Raw genomic sequence first — 18420 nt, 5'->3', positions numbered from 1 at the left:
CGTCAGTTCCTGAGTTTGTAGCCGCTGGCCAGAAGCCGCAGCGCATACAGCGATAGCGCCAGGAACACCGCCGTCACCACCGCCAGGCTGCGCCAGGGCGAGACGTCCGACACCGCGAAGAACCCGTAGCGGAATCCGTCGATGGCGTAGAAGATGGGGTTCCAGTGGGACACGCTCTGCCAGAAGGGCGGCAGCGTGTGGATGGAATAGAACACGCCGGACAGGAACGTCGCGGGCATGATCAGGAAATTCTGGAAGGCGGCCAGCTGGTCGAATTTTTCAGACCACAGGCCCGCCACCACGCCCAGCACGGCCATGATGCCGCAGGACAGCACGGCAAACACCAGCAGCCACAGCGGGTTGGCGGGGACGAGCGACACGAAGAACAGCGCCACCGCCCACACGCACAGGCCCACGGCCAGGCCGCGCACGACGGCCGCCAGCACGAAGGCGCCGAAGATGTCGCGGTGCGACAGCGGCGGCAGCAGCATGAAGACGAGGTTGCCCGTGATGCGGCTTTGGATCAGCGACGAGGACGGGTTGGCGAACGCGTTCTGCAGCATGCTCATCATCATGAGCCCGGGAATCAGGAACGCGGTGTAGGGCACGGTGCCGTACACCATCAGGCGCCCTTCCAGCACGTGCGCAAACACCAGCAGGTACAGCAGCGCCGTGATGACGGGGGCGGCGATGGTCTGGAAGCCGACCTTCCAGAAGCGCAGCAGCTCCTTGCGCAGCAGGGTCGGAAAACCGGAGCCCGCATCCAGGCGGGGCTGCACCAGCGGCTGGCTGGCGGTCGCGGTGGGCGGCGTCATGACGAAATCTCTTCGGGTTGCAGGGCGGGCGTGGCGGGCTCGTCGCCCTGATGCATGATGCGCACGAACGCGTCTTCCAGGTCGACGCCGCCGACGCGGGCCATCAGGGCCTGCGTGGTGTCCAGCGCCACGATGCGGCCGCGCTTGAGCATGGCGATGCGGCCGCACAGGGCTTCCGCTTCTTCCAGGTAGTGCGTGGTCAGCATGATCGTGTGGCCGGCCTTGTTCAGGCGCGAGATGAATTCCCACAGGGTGCGGCGCAGGTCCACGTCCACGCCCGCGGTGGGTTCGTCCAGCACGATCACGGGGGGACGGTGCACCAGCGCCTGCGCCACCAGCACGCGGCGCTTCATGCCGCCGGACAGCGCGCGCATGTTGTTGTCGGCCTTGTCGGCCAGGCCCAGGTTGAACAGGATCTCGTCGATCCAGTCGTCGTTGTTGCGCAGGCCGAAGTAGCCGGACTGGATGCGCAGGGTCTCGCGCACCGTGAAGAACGGGTCGTAGACCAGCTCTTGCGGCACGACGCCCAGCGCGCGCCGCGCCGACTTGTAGTCGGCCACGACGTCGTAGCCACAGACGGTGGCGCGCCCGGACGAGGCGTGCGCCAGGCCGGCAAGGATGGAGATCAGGGTGGTCTTGCCCGCGCCGTTGGGGCCGAGCAGGCCGAAGAACTCGCCGTGCTCGATGTTCAGGCTGACATGGTCCAGCGCCTGGAAGCCGGGAGCGGGCGTGCGCCCGAGCAGCTTCTGCCAGCCGCGCTGGCGCGGCGAGTAGACCTTGGAGACGTTTTCTAGACTGACGGCTGACATGACGGCGGGAAGGTGCCCGGAAAGAGCGAATTGATCATTATATAAGCGCGCCGTGGCGGCAAGCGCCTATGGCCCCGGGCGGCGTAGGGATGGAGGCATCATCCGTCCCTTAAATAATTGGCCCGGCGGGCCACTAAGGGCGCGCCGGGCCGACAGCAGCCGGAACCGTGGAATTACTGGTTGCGCTGGTTCAAGGCCTTGATCAGGCCGTCGATGCCGTTCTGGTTGATCTGCTGCGCGAACTGGTTGCGGTAGTTCTCGATCAGCCAGATGCCTTCGACGTTCATGTCGTAGATCTTCCAGCCTTGCGGCGTCTTTTCCAGGCGGTAGTCCACGCCGGTCGGCTGGCCGTTGGCCTGGCTGATCAGCGTGCGGACGACCACGTCGTCGGCCTTGGGGTCGCCGCGGAACGGCAGGGCCTTGACGGTGGTGCTGGGCGTGACGCGGGTCAACGCGCCGCTATAGGTGCGCACCAGCGTGCCGCGGAACGCATCGGCCAGGGCCGTCTTTTGCTGTTCCGACGCCTGGCGCCAGTAGCGGCCTGCGGCCAGGCGCGTCGTCTTCTGGAAGTTGACGTAGGGCAGGATGTGCTGGTTGACCACTTCGTTGATGCGGGTGGTATTGCCGGCCTTGACGGCTCCGTCCGCCTTGAGCACGTCCAGCGCTTCATTGGCGGTCGCGAGGACGAACTGGTCGGGCGAGCCGTTGGGGTCGGGCTTGGCCTGCGCGGCGCCGGCGGCGGCAAGGCCCAGCAGGCCCGCGAAAGTCAGGCGCTGCAACAGGGAAACAAAAGCAAATCGCATCAAAACTCCTTACTGTACCGATGAACGCAAGCCACAGCTTACTTGGTTGCGGGTGCCGGCACGGGGGCGGCCTTGCCGGCGGCAGGGGCATCGCCCTCGTCGTCTTCGTAGTTGGGCAGGGCGCCTTCGTCTTCCACGCGGTGGCCCAGCACCATGGCGTTGCGGCGTTGCAGGTAGGCGTCGCGGATGAAGCTGTACGGATCCAGCGCGACGCGGTCGATCGTGTCGGTGGCGTTCAGCAGGCTGGCGCGCGTGTCGACCAGGCGCAGGCCCCACAGCGAGTTGCGCAGGCGCACGTTGTCGATGGAGTCGACGCCCATGTAGCCGTAGGTCGTGCCGTAGATATCGCCGACCAGGCCTGCGCCGTCGCGCACCGTGGACGAGCCGAAGAACGGCAGCACCAGGTACGGGCCCTGGCCAAAGCCCCACACGCCCAGCGTCGTGCCGAAGTCGTTGGGGATCTTGCGCGCGCCGTTGGCCGAGGCCACGTCGAAGCAGCCGCCCACGCCCATCGTGGTGTTGAACAGGAAGCGGCCCAGCGTGTTCACGAAGTCGTGGCCGCGGCCCTGCAGGAAGCTGTTGGCGCCGGACCAGAGGTCGCCGACGTTGCTGAAGATGTTGTGCACGCAGCTGCGAACGGGCTGCGGCGTGACGAAGGTATAGGCCTGAGCGACCGGCTTGAAGACCGCGCGGTCGACCGTGTCGTTGAACTTGTAGACGCCCCGGTTGAAGCCTTCCCACGGATCGCGCGGATCCGGGTTCTGCGGCGCGGCGCAGCCGGCCATCAGCGCACCCGCCGCTGCGATGGTGGCAATTCGGGAAATTGCGTTCTTGTTCATGATCAGGGCATTCCTATCGACGATTCTTATGATATTGCGATGGCCAAGTGCAGCCTGTTACGGCTTCTTTCGCATCGTCTTCAATTTGGCGCTTTCGCCGCGGGTTCGGGTTCTGAGGCCGCGCCCTGCTTCTCCGCGGAGCCGTACAGGAACTGGCTGATCAGCTGTTCAAGCACAACCGCGCTTTGTGTATAGCGGATTTTTCCGCCGTCGGTAAAGTTCTCTTCTTCGCTGCCCGCCGTCAGGCCCAGGTACTGTTCGCCCAGCAAGCCGGACGTGAGGATGGACGCCGAGGTGTCCTTAGGAAACTGGTAGGCCTTCTCCAGATTCACCGATACGACCGCCTGGAAAGTCTTGTCGTCAAAGGTGATGCTGGACACGCGGCCCACCACGACGCCAGCGCTTTTGACCGCGGCGCGCGGCTTGAGGCCGCCTACGTTATCGAAATTGGCCGATAGCGTATAGGTCGGGGCGAAGGAAAAGGTGCTGAGGTTGCCAGCGCGCAACGCCAGGAACACCAGCGCGATCGCGCCCAGCAGTACAAACAGGCCTACCCAGAAGTCGGTTTTTTCGCGTGACATGATCGATCCGTTTCAATTTCCAAACATCAAGGCGGTGAGCAGGAAGTCCAGCCCAAGTACCGCCAGGGAGCCCACGACCACGGTGCGCGTGGTGGCGCGGGCGACGCCTTCGGGGGTGGGCCGAGCCTGCCAGCCCTCATAGAGCGCCACCAGCGTCACCGTGACGCCGAACACCAGGCTCTTGATGACCCCGTTGGCCACGTCGTTCCAGACATCGACGCCGCTTTGCATCTGCGACCAGAACGCGCCCGCGTCCACGCCGATCATCAGGACGCCGACGACCCAGCCGCCCAGGATGCCCACCATGGAGAACACCGCCGCCAGGATGGGCATGGCGATGATGCCGCCCCACAGGCGCGGCACCAGCACGCGGCGGATCGGGTCGACGGCCATGACTTCCATGGCCGACAGTTGTTCGCCGGCCTTCATCAGGCCGATTTCGGCGGTCAGGGACGTGCCCGCGCGGCCCGCGAACAGCAGCGCCGTCACGACAGGACCCAGTTCGCGCACCAGCGACAGGGCCACCAGCAGCCCCAACGCTTCTTCGGAACCATAGCGGTTCAACGTGTAATAGCCCTGCAGCCCCAGCACGAAGCCCACGAACATGCCGGACACGGCGATGATCAGGAGCGAATAGTTGCCGATGAAATGGACCTGTTGCGAGACCAGGCGCGGGCGCGAGAACACGATGCCGCTGCGTGCCAGCATGCCGCCGAAGAAGCGGGTGAAGTAGCCGATGCCGGAGACGAGGTTGCGCACCCAACCACCCAGCGCGCTCACGGGATTGTGGGATCCGCTCATGCTTTGCGCCCTTTCTGTTCGGAAAGCCACTTTTGGAAAGCGGGCGTTTCGGGATACTGGAACGCGACCGGGCCGTCGGGTTCGCCTTTCAGGAATTGCTGGACATACGGGTCTTGCGAGGCCGACAGCGATTCCGGGGTGCCGGCGGCGGCAAGCTTGCCCTGCCCCACCAGGTACACCTGGTCGGCAATGGCGAAGGACTCCTGCACGTCATGGGTGATCAGCACCGAGGCGCAACCCAGGCGGTCGGCCAGGCTGCGGATCAGGCGGGCGGTGATGCCCAGCGAGATCGGGTCCAGCCCGGCGAAGGGTTCGTCGTACAGGATCAGTTCGGGTTCCAGCACCACGGCGCGGGCGAGCGCGACGCGGCGCGCCATGCCGCCGGAAATCTCGGCCACCTTCAGGTGCGCCGCGGCGCGCAGGCCGACGGCGTCCAGTTTGTCCAGGACGCGGTCGGTGATGTCGGATTCGGACAGTTTGGTGTGTTCGCGCAGCGGGAACGCGACGTTTTCGAACACATTCAGGTCGGTGAAGAGCGCGCCCTGCTGGAACAGCACGCCCATGCGCTTGCGCAGGGATTGCAGTTCGGCTCGGCTGGCGCGGCCGATGTCCTGGCCGAACGCCAGGACCTGGCCCTGCTGCGCGACGAGCTGGCCGGTGGCCGCCCGCAACAGCGTGGTCTTGCCCGAACCCGAGCCGCCCATGACGGCGACCACTTGGCCCGCGCGCACGTCCATGGAGATATCGCGCAAGACGGTGAAATCACCGTAGCCTAGCGCCACACCTTCCAGGCGCAGGGCGAATTCCGGGGTGCTGCTTGTTTGAGCGGGCATGGGCAACGAAATGGGTGTTTCGGTGGCGGAGCTTGCCCTGTTGCCTTGTCGACACGCAGGACGGCTAACCGGGGCGGCGCGGGCAAGACAGGCTGCGTCGGGAAGCGCCCGGTTATCTCAGGTGCGGGGGACCAAGACGGACTCTGGCCCCCAGCGGCGAGGCGCCATTGTAGCCCGACGCTTTGTAATCACAATGCGATAGGTCGCCAGTGGAACAGTGTTTTCGGTATCAGGGACAATCGCCCGCCCCGGCGCGGGACGCCGGGGGGACCCGCCCGGCGCTCAGCGGCGCGCCTGGGCCGCCCGGGTTTCCCGGGCCAGGCGGTCGACCAGGTCGGCCGTGCGTTCGCGCCGGGCCAGCGGGGCGGCCTGCCCTGCCCACAGGGACAGCACGTTGATATTGCCGGCCTTGCCGCCCGCCGTGCGCATGGGGCGGGTCAGCGCATTCTGCAGCGGATACGGCAGGATGTCGGCGGCGATGGCGTCGGCGTCGCGCATGAAGGCGTTGGAGATGCCGCGCGCGGGCCGGCCCGAGAAGGCGCGGGTCACGCGGGATTGTTCGGCGCGCGATGCCGGCAGCACGGCCTTGTAGGCGTCGCTGATACCCGACTCGTCTGTCGTGAGGAAGGCCGTCCCCATTTGTGCCGCGTCGGCGCCCAGCGCCAGCGCGGCGGCGATGCCGCGGCCGTCCATGATGCCCCCGGAGGCGATCACCGGTACGGAAACCGCGTCCGCCATCTGCGGCACCAGCGCCATGGTGCCGATCAGCGATTGTTCGAAATCGTCCAGGAAGGTGCCGCGGTGCCCGCCCGCTTCGGCCCCCTGGGCCACGACGGCGTCCACGCCGTCCTGCTCCAGCGCGACCGCCTCGCGCACGGTGGTGGCCGTACCGACGGTCAGGATGCCCAGTTCGCGGCAGCGCGTCAGCACGTCGGCCGGGATCCGGCCAAAGGTGAAGCTGAAGACCGCCGGGCGTAGCCGCAGGACGGCGTCGATCTGTCCGGGCAGCGGGTCGGCCTGCGGACCGGGTGCGGCCGGGGCCGGCAGGCCCAATTGTTCATGGTAGCGGGCCATCAGGGCCAGCATGCGGCCGGTGTCGCCCTGGGTGGGCTGCTCCGGCACGGACGCGAACAGGTTGATGGCGAACGGGCGCGGCGTGCGGGCACGGATGTCCGCCACCGCCTCCTCGATCTGCTCGGGGCTCATGTAGGCCGCCCCGAGCGATCCCAGGACACCCGCTTTCGACGCCTCGGACACCAGCTCCACCGTGGTTGCGCCACCCGCCATGGGGGCCTGGATGATGGGATGGTCCAACTTCAGAAGGTCAAGCAGACGGGTGGCCATGGGAAGACTCCTAGGGGTTATTGAAGCTGGATGTTCCCAGCCTTGATGACGTGGGCCCACTTCTCGGTTTCGCTCTTGATGAAGGCCGCGAATTCCTCGGGCGTGCCGCCGCCGGCCTGGCTGCCGGTGTCGGCGATGGCCTTCTGCACATCCGGTTCCTTCAGGATGCGGTTGAATTCGGCGTTCAACTTGGCGATGATCGGCGCCGGCGTGCCCGCCGGGGCCACGATGCCCTGCCAGTTGTAGGACTCGAAGCCCGACAGGCCCGATTCGGCCATCGTCGGCACGTCAGGCAGCACGTCCAGGCGCTTGGCGGACGTGACGGCGATGGGGTGGATCTTGGCGCCCTGGATGGCGGGCAGCGCGGAATAGCCCATTTCGAACATCATCGAGATATGGCCGCCCATCAGGTCGGTCGCGGCCAGGCTGCCGCCCTTGTAGGGGACGTGCACGATGTCGATCTTGGCCTGTTCGCGGAACATTTCGCCCGACAGGTGGTGCGCGCCGCCCACGCCAGACGAACCGAAGGACAGCTTGCCGGGTTGCTTCTTCGCCAGCGCGATCAGGTCGGCCAGCGTCTTGACCGGCAGCTCGTTGTTCACGCTCAGCACCAGCGGGCTGTTTTCGATCAGGACGATGGGCGCCAGGTCCTTTTGCGGGTTGTACGGCATTTCCTTCATCAGCGACGGGTTCACCGCCATGGGGGCCAGGTTGCCCGTGCCGATGGTGTAGCCGTCCGGGGCAGCCTTGGCGATCAGGTTGGTGCCAACCACGCCGCCCGCGCCTGCCTTGTTCTCGACCACGATGGGCTGGCCCAGCGATTCGCCCAGCTTGCGCGCCAGCAGCCGCACGCGCGTGTCGGCAAAGCCGCCCGGCGCGTAGGGAACGATCATGGTGATGGGTTTGGCGGGCCAGTCGGCGGTCTGGGCCTGCGCGGCGCCGCTGAAAGCGGCAACGGCCGCCAACGCGGCGATCAGGGGGCGCAAAGATTTCATGCTGGGTGACTCCTCGTTCTTTTCTCTAATGTGTGCAGCCCTGCGGGCCGATCGCATTATGCCCAGCGCCTTTGTCTTCTGTCGTGATTTTTCCCAAGCGCCAGGCCGAGAGCGCGAGGAGGCCCGCGCCGGCGCCCAGCACTTGCGGCAGGCCCGCGCCCCAGTGCGCGGCCCACGAGGCCAGCAGCGGCCCCAGGATCTGTCCGGCGGCAAACGCGGCGGTCATGATGGCGGCGGCCCGGGGGGCGGCGGCGCCGGCGGCGCGCCGGGCGGTCAGCATGCCTGCCTGCGTGATCACCATGAAGGTGCCGCCCACCAGCAACGCGGCCACGATCACGGCGGCGATGTGGTGCCACAGCGCCACGGCCAGCATGCCCAGCGCCATCAGCGCCTGGGCGCCCTGCCAGACGCGCTTGTCGTCACGACCGCGCGCAAGCCTGGGAACCAGCAGGCAGGAAACCGCCGCGGCCAACCCGAACAGCGGCCAGGCCCAGCCGAAGATGGCGGGGTCGGAGATGACTTCCTTGGCCATCGCGGGCAGGAAGGTGGCGGGAATGATGTAGCCCACGCCGAATACGCCGTAGTGCAGCGCCAGCCGGGGAATCGCGAGGGACATCGGGGCGGGTCGAGCGGCGGCGGCCGATGGCCGGGCGGAGACGGCGGGCCGGTTCAGCCCCGGCCAGGCGATGGCGGACAGGGCCAGCGTCAACCCGCCCAGGGCCAGCCACATGCCGTCGGCCCGGACGCCCCAGGCCATCAGCGCCAGACAGGCCAGCCCCGTCAGCGCGATGCCCGCGCCCACGCCGGCATAGGTCAGCCCCGACGCTGCGGGCTCGCGCGGGTCGCCCGCCGGCACGGGCCGCGAGCTGGCCACGCAGATGAAGGCGCTGGCGCTGGCATACCCCGCCGCAAGCCGCAGCGCGCACCAGAAAGCGACGTCATGGATCAGCGGCATGGCCAGCGTCAGCAGCGCTACCGCCAGCAGGCTCAGCGCCAATTGGCCGCGCGGGTGGCGCACCGGCCAGACGACGGCCGCCAGGGCGCCCAGCAGATAGCCCGCATAGTTGGCCGAGGCGATCCAGCTGCCCTGCGCCAAAGACAAGCCGCCTTCCTGCGCCATCAGCGGCCAGACCGGGGTGAAGGCGAAACGGCCGATCCCCATGGCGGCGGCCAGCGCCAGAGCGGCGGGCCAGGCCAGGCTGGCGGCGCTGCGGGAGTCGGGAACGGAAGGGTAAGCAGGCGTTGACATGCATCCACTCTACGGCTGTACTAATATCTTTAATAGTGAATTATTAAGAACATAGGTTCTTGAAATGAGAAACTTGGATCTCGACGCGTTGCAGATCTTCAAGGCGGTGGCCGACCAGGGCGGCGTGGCGCGCGCGGCCCAGCACCTGAACCGAGTGCAGTCCAATGTCTCGACGCGGTTAAAGCAGCTGGAAGCCTCGCTGAATGCCCCACTCTTTCGGCGCCAGAACCGCCGCCTGGTCTTGTCGGACCAGGGGCGCGTGCTGCTGTCGTACGCCGACCGCCTGCTGCGCCTGTCGGACGAGGCGCAGGCTGCGGTGCGCGATGGCGCGCCGCAAGGCGTGTTGCGCATCGGCACGATGGAAAGCACGGCAGCCGCGCGCCTGCCGCCGATCCTGGCGGCCTATCACGCGGCGTGGCCGCAGGTGGGAATCGAATTGGTCACGGGCACGTCCGGCGCGTTGGCGGCCAAGGTGCGCAACTACGACATCGACGCGGCGTTCGTGGCCCAGCCGTTTTCGGCGGACGGCCTGGCGGCCATCGATGCCTTCAAAGAAGAGCTGACGCTGATTTCGCCGCTGGCCTGGGGAGCAATCACCAGCGCCCAGGATCTTGGCGACCGTACGGTCATCGCGTTTGCGGCAGGGTGTTCGTATCGGCGCATCCTGGAATCGTGGTTGAACCACGAAGGCCTGGCGCCAGGCAGGGTGATGGAGTTTGCGTCGTACCACGCCATCGTGGCGTGCGTGGCGGCAGGCTCAGGTGTCGCCATCGTGCCGCGTTCGGTGCTGGCGGTGCTGGGTGCGGAACATTCGGTCTGCGTCAGCGCGCTGTCCGGCTCGTATGCGCACGCGCAGACCCAGCTGGTCTGGCGTGCGGATGACGATACGCCTGCGCTGCAGGCGTTGCGCCAGCAGTTGATCGCTTAGAAGCGGTAGCCGACGCCCAGCGTGGCCACCCACGGATCGATGCGTGCGGTGCCGATGTGCTGGCCGTCCAGCTTCACCTTCGACTTGATGTCGATGTAGCGGATGTCGGCGTTCATGAACCAGCGTTCGTTGATCTTGAAGTCCGCGCCCAATTGCGCGGCCACGCCCCAGGAGTCGCCCAGCTTCAGGTTCGAGCCCTTCAGCGCGCCTTCGGCCTTGGTGTCGAAGAAGTGCGTGTAGTTGATGCCGACGCCGATGTAGGGCTGGATCATGCTGTCGGGCAGGATGTGCCATTGCAGGCTGAGCGTGGGCGGCAGTTGCTTGCTGGAGCCGATCTTGCCCAGGCCGCTGCCGCTGACGTCGTGTTCGAACGGCCAGGCGCCCAGCAGTTCGATGCCGATGTTGCGCGTGACCATGTAGCCCAGCGTGAAGCTCGGGCGCACGTTGTTGTTGACGTCGAGCTTGACGCTGCCATCAAGCACCGACCCGTTGTTGGATGAAGGACGGACCTGCGTCACGCCCACCCGGAACAGCACGTCGCCTGCCTCATGGGCATGCGCGGGAGCGGCGAGTGCGCCGGCGGCGATCAGGCCGGCGATGGCGGTGGCGCGGAAACGCCCGTTCAGCGAAAACATTTTTCTTCTCCGATCTTTCCATGAGGGTGAGACCACAGGTTCTCAAACCTGGCGCAGGGCCCGGTTGATATGTGTCAAACCGTGAAAAGATGCGGGAGTCGCCGTGGCGGACGGGCAACAGGAAGCAGACAGATACTATGCAAGCGCCAACAAAAAAACGCCGGCGCCCAGGCCCAGCATGATGAAAGGGCTGATGCGCGTATAGACCAGCGCCGCGGTGGAGGCGGCCGCCACGGCCCAGGCCCACGCGCCGCCCTCGGCCGCGCGCAGGATCGTGCATGACGAGGCCAGGATCATGCCGGCGGCCACCGGCACCAGCCCGGCTTCGATGGAACGGATGCAGGCGGTATGCCGGTAGCGCGCCCAGACCCGCGCCAGCGCGTAGATCAGCAGCGAGCACGGCAGGAAGATGGCGATCGATGCCACGATCGCGCCGGCCCAGCCGCCCACATGCCAGCCGATCAGGGTCACCAGCAGCGAGGCTGGTCCGGGCGTGATGCGCGACAGCGCGAAGTAGTCCAGGAACTGCGCATCGTTGATCCAGCCATAGCTGTCCACCGCCTGGCGATGGATGTCCGGCAGGATGCTCTGGCCGCCGCCCACGGTCAGGAACGACAGCGGCGTGAACACCGCGAACAGGTCGTGCAGCGTCGCCAGGTTCATTTGCGCGGCTCCTGCCGGCGGATGCGCGTGTACGCGATGAAGATCGACAACGGCGCCATCACGCCCACCACCCACAGCAGCGGCAGGCGCAACAGGAAGATGGCGATGAAGGTGCAGAGCATGATGGCGGCGGGCACCCGTCCGATCAAGGCCCGCCGCGCGGCGCGCAAGCCCGTCTGCAGCGATACGCCCACCGCAGCGGCGGCCACGCCGGCCATCGCCACGTGCAGGCCGTGCGACTGCGCCATGCTGGCGAACAGCGCCGCCAGCGCAATCGCCACCAGCATGGGCGCCACGGTGATGCCCAGGCCGCCCAGCAAGGCGCCGGGCCCGCCGCGCAGCCGGAAGCCGATCCAGATGGCCAGGTTCACCACGTTCACACCCGGAAAGGACTGCGCCAGGGCCAGCCCGGACAGGAAATCAGATTCCGACATCCAGCGCCGCTGCTGCACGAATTCCCGCATCATCCAGCCGCTCAAGCCCCCGCCGAAACTCGTCAGGCCGACTTTGGTGAACGCCAGGAAGATCTGCGGCAAGGTGGGCGGAGCGGTGGCGGCGTCGGAGGACATGGCGGGCAAGGGAGGGGGCGATGGCGCATCTTACGGAAACGCGAATGTCGCCTGCCTGAATGCATTCGCCGCCTTGGCGCGGGGGGCGCGAAGGCGGCGAACGGGGCTTTTCAGAAGAAAAGGATCAGCGCGGCAGTTCGCTCGCGCCCATCAGGTAGGCATCCACCGAACGCGCGCACTGGCGGCCTTCGCGGATGGCCCAGACCACCAGCGACTGGCCCCGGCGCATGTCGCCCGCGGCAAACACCTTTTCGACGTTGGTGCGGTAGTCGTCGGTGTTGGCGCGCACGTTGCCGCGCGCGTCGCGGTCCACGCCGAAAGCGTCCAGCACCGTCTGCACCGGCGACACGAAGCCCATGGCCAGCAGCACGAGGTCAGCCTTGATCTCGAATTCCGAGCCCTCGACTTCGCGCATCTTCATCTGGCCGGTGGCGTCATCCTTGAACCATTCGACGCGGGCGCCGACCAGCTTTTCGACCTTGCCGTTGCTGCCCTTGAGCAGCTTGGTGGTCACGGACCAGTCGCGGTCGCAGCCTTCTTCGTGCGAGGACGACGTACGCATCTTCAGCGGCCAGTACGGCCACGTCATGGTCTTGTTTTCGGACTCGGGCGGCTGAGGCATCAGTTCGAATTGCGTGACCGAAGCCGCGCCGTGGCGGTTGCTCGTGCCCACGCAGTCGGAACCCGTGTCGCCGCCGCCGATCACGACCACGTGCTTGCCCTTCGCAAGCGTCTGGTCGGTCAGGCGGTCGCCGGCAACGGCCTTGTTCTGCTGGCGCAGAAAGTCCATCGCGTAGTACACGCCCGACAGTTCGCGGCCCGGCACCGGCAGGTCGCGCGGGGTCTCGGAACCGCCCGTCATGACGATCGCGTCGAATTCCGCCTTCAGCGAATCCGGCGTGCGCACCGTCAGGCCATCGGCCACGGGGTCCTTCGGGTTGCCGATGTAGGTCGACGGCGCGAATTCCACGCCCTCGGCTTCCATCTGCGAAATGCGGCGGTCGATCTGGTGCTTTTCCAGCTTGAAGTCCGGGATGCCGTAGCGCAGCAGGCCGCCGATGCGGTCGCTCTTTTCGAACAGCGTCACGGAGTGGCCGGCGCGCGCCAGTTGCTGCGCGCACGCCATGCCGGCGGGGCCGGAGCCCACGACCGCGACCTTCTTGCCCGTCTTGCGGGCCGGCACCAGCGGGGCGACCCAGCCTTCGGCCCAACCCTTGTCGATGATCGCGTGCTCGATGGACTTGATGCCGACAGCGTCGCTGTTGATGTTCAAGGTACAGGCGGCCTCACACGGCGCCGGGCAGATGCGGCCGGTGAACTCGGGGAAGTTGTTGGTGGAGTGCAGCACGTCCAGCGCGCGGCGCCAGTCCTGCTTGTACACCAGGTCATTCCAGTCCGGGATGATGTTGTTGACCGGGCAGCCGTTGTTGCAGAACGGGATGCCGCAGTCCATGCAGCGCGCGGCTTGCTGCTTGGCCTGGTCATCGGTCAGGTGCAGCACGAATTCGCGCCAGTTCTTCAGCCGCTTCTGCGGGGCCTCGGAGGCCTCCTGCAGACGCTGAAATTCCATAAAGCCGGTAATCTTTCCCATGGTATCCCTCACGCAGCCAGTTGTTGCTGGTTGGCTGCACGCCACATTTCACCCAATGCGCGACGGTAGTCCGTCGGCATGACCTTTACGAATTTGCCGCGCGAGGCTTCCCAGTCGCCCAGGATCTCGCGGGCGCGGTAGCTGCCGGTGTAGCGGAAGTGGTCTTCCACCAGGCGGCGCAGGATGGTTTCATCCGTCTCGCGCTCGCCACCGCGCTGCGCGCTGTGCCAGATGTCGATGTTGTTGCCCGCCTGCTGTTCCGCATGCGGCGCCACGCCTTCCAGTTCAACCATCGACAGGTTGACGCGGTGCTTGAGCGTGCGTTCCGGATCCCAGACGTAAGCCACGCCGCCCGACATGCCCGCCGCGAAGTTGCGGCCTGTCGCGCCCAGCACCACGACCGTGCCGCCCGTCATGTATTCGCAGCCATGGTCGCCCGTGCCTTCCACGACCGTCGCGGCGCCCGAGTTACGCACCGCGAAACGTTCGCCGGCCACGCCATTGAAGAACGCTTCGCCTGCCAGCGCGCCGTACAGCACGGTGTTGCCGGCAATGATGTGGTCGGGGCCGAAGCCGCGGAAGTCGTTGGGCGAGCGCACGATGATGCGGCCGCCGGACAGGCCCTTGCCGACGTAGTCGTTGCCTTCGCCCACCAGGTCCATCGTGATGCCGTGCGCCAGGAACGCGCCGAAGCTTTGGCCGGCGGTGCCGTTGCACTGGATGTGGATGGTGTCGTCCGGCAAGCCGTCGTGGCCGTAGCGCGAAGCCACCGCGCCCGACAGCATGGCGCCGATCGTGCGGTTGCGGTTGCGCACCGGCACGATGAACGACACCTTTTCGCCGCGTTCCAGCGCGGGGCGGCTGCGGTCGATCAACTGGTGGTCCAGCGCGCCGGCCAGGCCGTGGTCCTGCTCTTCGGTCTGGCGCACGTCGGCATCCGACTGCGTTTGATGGAACACGCGGGCGAAGTCCAGCCCTTGCGCCTTCCAGTGCTCGACGCCAGAACGCATGTCCAGCAGATCGGCGCGGCCGATCAGGTCGTCGAACTTGCGGATGCCCAGCTGGGCCATGATTTCGCGGACTTCTTCGGCGATGAAGAAGAAGAAGTTCACGACGTGCTCGGGCTTGCCCTGGAATTTCTTGCGCAGGACCGGGTCTTGCGTGGCCACGCCCACCGGGCAGGTGTTCAGGTGGCACTTGCGCATCATGATGCAGCCTTCGACGACCAGCGGGGCGGTCGCGAAGCCGAATTCGTCGGCGCCCAGCAGCGCGCCGATGACGACGTCGCGGCCGGTCTTCATCTGGCCGTCGGCCTGCACGCGGATGCGGCTGCGCAGGCGGTTCAGCACCAGCGTCTGCTGCGTTTCGGCCAGGCCCAGTTCCCACGGCGTGCCCACGTGCTTGATGGACGACACCGGAGACGCGCCCGTGCCGCCGTCATGGCCGGCGATCACGACGTGGTCGGCCTTGGCCTTGGCGACACCGGCGGCGACCGTGCCCACGCCCACTTCGGACACGAGCTTGACCGACACCGAGGCCTTGGAATTCACGTTCTTCAGATCGTGGATCAGCTGGGCCAAGTCTTCGATCGAGTAGATGTCATGGTGCGGCGGGGGCGAAATCAGGCCCACGCCCGGCACCGAATAGCGCAGCTTGGCGATGTATTCCGACACCTTGTGGCCGGGCAACTGGCCGCCTTCGCCGGGCTTGGCGCCTTGCGCCATCTTGATCTGGATCTGGTCGGCCGACGACAGGTATTCAGCGGTCACGCCGAAACGGCCCGACGCCACCTGCTTGATCTTCGAGCGCAGCGAGTCGCCCTTCTTCAGCACGACGTCGGCTTCGATGCGGTCGGAACCCAGCAGCGAGGCCAGCGTGTCGCCGTCCTTGATGGTGCTCTTGCCTTCGCGCATTTCGGCGCGGTAGCGCAGCTCGTCTTCGCCGCCTTCGCCGGTGTTGGATTTGCCGCCGATGCGGTTCATGGCCACGGCCAGCACCGAGTGCGCTTCGGTCGAGATCGAACCCAGCGACATGGCGCCGGTGGCAAAACGCTTGACGATGTCCTTGGCCGATTCGACGTCGTCCAGCGGGATGGCGCGCGACGGGTCGAAGCGGAACTCGAACAGGCCGCGCAAGGTCATGTGGCGACGGCTCTGGTCGTTGATGATCTGCGCGTATTCCTTATAGGTGCGGTAGTTGTTGGCGCGCGAGGCGTGCTGCAGCTTGGCGATGGAATCCGGCGTCCACATGTGCTCTTCGCCCCGCACGCGGTAGGCGTATTCGCCGCCGGCGTCCAGGTCGTTGGCCAGCACCGGGTCGGTGCTGAAGGCCGCGCGGTGCTGGCGCAGCGCTTCTTCGGCCACCTGGAAGATGCCGATGCCTTCGATGTTGGACGAGGTGCCGGTGAAGTACTTGTTCACCAGGCCGCTTTGCAGGCCCACGGCTTCGAAGATCTGCGCGCCGGTGTAGGACATGTAGGTCGAGATGCCCATCTTGGACATGACCTTGTTCAAGCCCTTGCCGATCGCCTTGATGAAGTTCTTCACGGCCTTTTCGGGGTCATTCATCTTGCCCAGCGATTCCAGCGCCAGGTAGGGGTGAATGGCTTCGGCGCCGTAGCCGCCCAGCAGCGCGAAGTGGTGCACTTCGCGCGCCGAACCGGTCTCCACGACCAGGCCGGTGTTGGTGCGCAGGCCAGCGCGGATCAGGTGCTGGTGGACGGCGGAGGTTGCCAGCAGCGCGGGGATGGCCACGCGCTCGCTGTCGACCAGGCGGTCCGACACGATCAGGATGTTGTAGCCGCTTTGCACCGCATCGACGGCGCGTGCGCACAGCGCGGCCACGCGGGCTTCGATGCCCTCGGGGCCCCAGGCGGCGGGGTACGTGATGTCCAGTTCAAAGCTGCGGAACTTCTTGCCCGTGACCTGCTCGATGTCGCGGATCTGCGCCATGGCGGCGAAGTCCAGCACCGGCTGGGACACTTCCAGGCGCAGCGGCGGGTTGACGTTGTTGATGTCCAGCAGGTTGGGCTTGGGGCCGATGAACGACACCAGCGACATCACCAGCTGTTCGCGGATGGGGTCGATCGGCGGGTTCGTGACCTGGGCGAACAACTGGCGGAAGTAGTTGTAGAACGGCTTGGCGCGGTCCGACAGCACGGCCAGCGGGGCGTCGTTGCCCATCGAGCCGATGACTTCTTCGCCGGTCGAGGCCATGGGTTCCAGGATGAACTTGTAGTCTTCCTGGGTCCAGCCGAAGGCCTGCTGGCGATCCAGCAGCGACACGGACGACTGCGTGGCAACGGCGACCTGGCGCGGCGCCGGCAGCGATTCCAGCTTGATCTGCAGGCGTTCGATCCACTGGCGGTACGGGCGGCTGTTGGCCAGCTGCAACTTGATCTCGGCGTCGTCGATGATGCGGCCCTGTTCCAGGTCGATCAGGAACATCTTGCCCGGCTGCAGGCGCCACTTCTTGACGATGCGGTTCTCGGGGATCGAAAGCGTGCCGGCTTCCGAAGCCAGGATGACCATGTCGTCATCGGTGACCAGGTAACGGGCGGGACGCAGGCCGTTGCGGTCCAGCGTGGCGCCGATCTGGCGGCCATCGGTGAACGCGACGGCGGCGGGGCCGTCCCACGGCTCCATCATGGCGGCGTGGTACTCGTAGAACGCGCGGCGCGACTCGTCCATCTGCGTGTGCTGTTCCCAGGCTTCCGGGATCATCATCATCATGGCGTGGGCCAGCGAATAGCCCGAATTCACCAGCAGTTCCAGGCAGTTGTCGAACGTGGCGGTGTCGGACTGGCCTTCGTAGACGATGGGGTACAGCTTCTTCAGGTCGTCGCCCAGCACGGCCGACTGCATCATGCCTTCACGGGCGCGCAGCCAGTTGAAGTTGCCCTTGACCGTGTTGATTTCGCCGTTGTGGGCGATCATGCGGTACGGGTGGGCCAGCGGCCAGGCGGGGAACGTGTTGGTCGAGAAGCGCTGGTGCACCAGCGCCAGGGCGGACACCGTGCGGGTGTCGGCCAGGTCGCGGTAGTAGCGGCCCACCTGGTCGGCCAGCAGCAGGCCCTTGTAGACCACGGTGCGCACCGAGGCCGACGGCACGAAGTATTCCTTGCCGTGGGCCAGATGCATGGCCTGGATGGCGTGGCTGGCGGTCTTGCGGATCACGTACAGCTTGCGTTCCAGCGCGTCGGGCACCATCACGTCGGCGCCACGGCCGATGAACAGTTGGCGGATGACGGGTTCGCAGTCGCGCACGGTGGGCGACATGGGCATGTCGACGTCCACCGGCACATTGCGCCAGCCCAGGACGACCTGGCCTTCGGCGCGCACGGAACGTTCCAGTTCCTGTTCGCAAGCCAGGCGCGAGGCGGTTTCCTTGGGCAGGAACACCATGGCCACGCCGTACTCGCCCGGAGGCGGCAGGATGATGCCTTGCTGGCTCAGTTCGTCGCGGTAGAGCGTGTCCGGGATCTGGATCAGGATGCCCGCGCCGTCGCCCATCAGCTTGTCTGCGCCGACCGCGCCGCGGTGGTCCAGGTTTTCCAGGATCTTCAGGCCTTGCTGGATGATCGCGTGGCTTTTCTTGCCCTTGATGTGCGCAACAAAACCGACGCCGCAGGCGTCATGCTCATTCTTGGGGTGGTACAGGCCCTGGGCCGAAGGCAGACCGATGCGGCTGGCATCGATGGGGGTCGCCTTGGCGGTGGGACAGGATTCGATCGGGGTAATTTGGGGCATGGCGCGCTCCGCAGTGGGCCTGCGTCGTAATGTTGCAGTGCAGGAGACGGACAATACCCCCGCCGCAAGTAGGGTGCAATAAGAACAAATAGGGTGTGACCCTAGTTATATTGATGCTCCATCATAGGGCATAAATATAGGGACATAACAACGGGCGCGCCGTTATTGGCTTGCCACGGAGGGGTGTCAGGCTCGTTGCGGTCGGACCTAGTGAAAT

General features: G+C 66.4%; 16 protein-coding genes. 1 reads left to right on the top strand and 15 read right to left on the bottom strand.

The window, feature by feature from the left end:
- Positions 1-2: 2 nt before the first annotated feature.
- From AC27VE_RS25035 to AC27VE_RS24990, 10 genes are all read right to left on the bottom strand, one after another.
- On the bottom strand, positions 3-815 hold the full coding sequence (locus tag AC27VE_RS25035; protein WP_006224542.1) for an ABC transporter permease: 813 nt from the start codon (positions 813-815) through the stop codon (positions 3-5).
- Positions 812-1624 carry an ABC transporter ATP-binding protein gene (locus AC27VE_RS25030; RefSeq protein WP_006224543.1) on the bottom strand — a complete coding sequence of 271 codons (813 nt, stop codon included), beginning with the start codon at positions 1622-1624 and terminating at the stop codon, positions 812-814. The genes AC27VE_RS25035 and AC27VE_RS25030 overlap by 4 nt, the downstream gene beginning before the upstream one ends.
- 173 nt (positions 1625-1797) lie before the next feature.
- The gene (locus AC27VE_RS25025; protein WP_006224544.1) at positions 1798-2427 is read right to left on the bottom strand and encodes an MlaC/ttg2D family ABC transporter substrate-binding protein; all 630 of its coding nucleotides are present in this window, start codon (positions 2425-2427) and stop codon (positions 1798-1800) included.
- 38 nt (positions 2428-2465) lie between these two features.
- The gene (locus AC27VE_RS25020) at positions 2466-3266 is read right to left on the bottom strand and encodes an MlaA family lipoprotein (RefSeq protein ID WP_088589747.1); all 801 of its coding nucleotides are present in this window, start codon (positions 3264-3266) and stop codon (positions 2466-2468) included.
- Positions 3267-3346: 80 nt separating this feature from the next.
- Complete coding sequence (mlaD, locus tag AC27VE_RS25015) at positions 3347-3847, bottom strand: outer membrane lipid asymmetry maintenance protein MlaD (RefSeq protein ID WP_006224546.1); 501 nt, start codon at positions 3845-3847, stop codon at positions 3347-3349.
- A gap of 12 nt (positions 3848-3859) precedes the next feature.
- A complete protein-coding gene (gene mlaE / locus AC27VE_RS25010; protein WP_006224547.1) occupies positions 3860-4648 on the bottom strand; it encodes a lipid asymmetry maintenance ABC transporter permease subunit MlaE in 789 nt (262 codons plus the stop codon).
- Complete coding sequence (locus AC27VE_RS25005; RefSeq protein WP_006224548.1) at positions 4645-5481, bottom strand: ABC transporter ATP-binding protein; 837 nt, start codon at positions 5479-5481, stop codon at positions 4645-4647. Before AC27VE_RS25005 ends, mlaE begins: the two co-directional genes overlap by 4 nt.
- A 282-nt stretch (positions 5482-5763) precedes the next feature.
- On the bottom strand, positions 5764-6825 hold the full coding sequence (locus tag AC27VE_RS25000; RefSeq protein WP_488705293.1) for an NAD(P)H-dependent flavin oxidoreductase: 1062 nt from the start codon (positions 6823-6825) through the stop codon (positions 5764-5766).
- Positions 6826-6842: 17 nt separating this feature from the next.
- Positions 6843-7820, bottom strand: coding sequence for a Bug family tripartite tricarboxylate transporter substrate binding protein (locus AC27VE_RS24995; protein WP_488705292.1), 978 nt, complete (start codon positions 7818-7820; stop codon positions 6843-6845).
- Positions 7821-7845: 25 nt separating this feature from the next.
- Positions 7846-9069: a YbfB/YjiJ family MFS transporter gene (locus tag AC27VE_RS24990; RefSeq protein ID WP_488705291.1), complete on the bottom strand. Its 1224-nt coding sequence runs from the start codon at positions 9067-9069 to the stop codon at positions 7846-7848.
- A gap of 64 nt (positions 9070-9133) precedes the next feature.
- Between AC27VE_RS24990 and AC27VE_RS24985 the strand changes: the two genes are divergently transcribed.
- Positions 9134-9997 (top strand): LysR family transcriptional regulator, encoded by an 864-nt coding sequence (locus tag AC27VE_RS24985; RefSeq protein WP_088589742.1) that lies wholly within the window; start codon positions 9134-9136, stop codon positions 9995-9997.
- On the opposite strand, the gene AC27VE_RS24980 is transcribed toward AC27VE_RS24985, so the two are convergent.
- From AC27VE_RS24980 to AC27VE_RS24960, 5 genes are all read right to left on the bottom strand, one after another.
- Positions 9994-10632 (bottom strand): OmpW/AlkL family protein, encoded by a 639-nt coding sequence (locus tag AC27VE_RS24980; protein WP_006224553.1) that lies wholly within the window; start codon positions 10630-10632, stop codon positions 9994-9996. The genes AC27VE_RS24985 and AC27VE_RS24980 overlap by 4 nt on opposite strands.
- A gap of 135 nt (positions 10633-10767) precedes the next feature.
- Positions 10768-11295, bottom strand: coding sequence for a chromate transporter (locus AC27VE_RS24975; protein ID WP_088589741.1), 528 nt, complete (start codon positions 11293-11295; stop codon positions 10768-10770).
- Complete coding sequence (locus AC27VE_RS24970; protein WP_088589740.1) at positions 11292-11864, bottom strand: chromate transporter; 573 nt, start codon at positions 11862-11864, stop codon at positions 11292-11294. Before AC27VE_RS24970 ends, AC27VE_RS24975 begins: the two co-directional genes overlap by 4 nt.
- A gap of 124 nt (positions 11865-11988) precedes the next feature.
- Complete coding sequence (locus tag AC27VE_RS24965) at positions 11989-13455, bottom strand: glutamate synthase subunit beta (RefSeq protein ID WP_488705290.1); 1467 nt, start codon at positions 13453-13455, stop codon at positions 11989-11991.
- Positions 13456-13463: 8 nt separating this feature from the next.
- Positions 13464-18203, bottom strand: coding sequence for a glutamate synthase-related protein (locus AC27VE_RS24960; RefSeq protein WP_088589739.1), 4740 nt, complete (start codon positions 18201-18203; stop codon positions 13464-13466).
- Between the last annotated feature and the right edge of the window lie 217 nt (positions 18204-18420).

It is taken from the genome of Achromobacter sp. 18P8.1.1, assembly GCF_057799415.1.
This window is presented reverse-complemented; position numbering and strand designations above follow the sequence as displayed.

Excerpts from the sequence above, each read along its gene's own strand:
- AC27VE_RS25035 (WP_006224542.1), bottom strand. The coding sequence starts at position 815 with ATGACGCCGCCCACCGCGACCGCCAGCCAGCCGCTGGTGCAGCCCCGC.
- AC27VE_RS25030 (WP_006224543.1), bottom strand. The coding sequence starts at position 1,624 with ATGTCAGCCGTCAGTCTAGAAAACGTCTCCAAGGTCTACTCGCCGCGC.
- AC27VE_RS25025 (WP_006224544.1), bottom strand. The coding sequence starts at position 2,427 with ATGCGATTTGCTTTTGTTTCCCTGTTGCAGCGCCTGACTTTCGCGGGC.
- AC27VE_RS25020 (WP_088589747.1), bottom strand. The coding sequence starts at position 3,266 with ATGAACAAGAACGCAATTTCCCGAATTGCCACCATCGCAGCGGCGGGT.
- mlaD (WP_006224546.1), bottom strand. The coding sequence starts at position 3,847 with ATGTCACGCGAAAAAACCGACTTCTGGGTAGGCCTGTTTGTACTGCTG.
- mlaE (WP_006224547.1), bottom strand. The coding sequence starts at position 4,648 with ATGAGCGGATCCCACAATCCCGTGAGCGCGCTGGGTGGTTGGGTGCGC.
- AC27VE_RS25005 (WP_006224548.1), bottom strand. The coding sequence starts at position 5,481 with ATGCCCGCTCAAACAAGCAGCACCCCGGAATTCGCCCTGCGCCTGGAA.
- AC27VE_RS25000 (WP_488705293.1), bottom strand. The coding sequence starts at position 6,825 with ATGGCCACCCGTCTGCTTGACCTTCTGAAGTTGGACCATCCCATCATC.
- AC27VE_RS24995 (WP_488705292.1), bottom strand. The coding sequence starts at position 7,820 with ATGAAATCTTTGCGCCCCCTGATCGCCGCGTTGGCGGCCGTTGCCGCT.
- AC27VE_RS24990 (WP_488705291.1), bottom strand. The coding sequence starts at position 9,069 with ATGTCAACGCCTGCTTACCCTTCCGTTCCCGACTCCCGCAGCGCCGCC.
- AC27VE_RS24985 (WP_088589742.1), top strand. The coding sequence starts at position 9,134 with ATGAGAAACTTGGATCTCGACGCGTTGCAGATCTTCAAGGCGGTGGCC.
- AC27VE_RS24980 (WP_006224553.1), bottom strand. The coding sequence starts at position 10,632 with ATGTTTTCGCTGAACGGGCGTTTCCGCGCCACCGCCATCGCCGGCCTG.
- AC27VE_RS24975 (WP_088589741.1), bottom strand. The coding sequence starts at position 11,295 with ATGAACCTGGCGACGCTGCACGACCTGTTCGCGGTGTTCACGCCGCTG.
- AC27VE_RS24970 (WP_088589740.1), bottom strand. The coding sequence starts at position 11,864 with ATGTCCTCCGACGCCGCCACCGCTCCGCCCACCTTGCCGCAGATCTTC.
- AC27VE_RS24965 (WP_488705290.1), bottom strand. The coding sequence starts at position 13,455 with ATGGGAAAGATTACCGGCTTTATGGAATTTCAGCGTCTGCAGGAGGCC.
- AC27VE_RS24960 (WP_088589739.1), bottom strand. The coding sequence starts at position 18,203 with ATGCCCCAAATTACCCCGATCGAATCCTGTCCCACCGCCAAGGCGACC.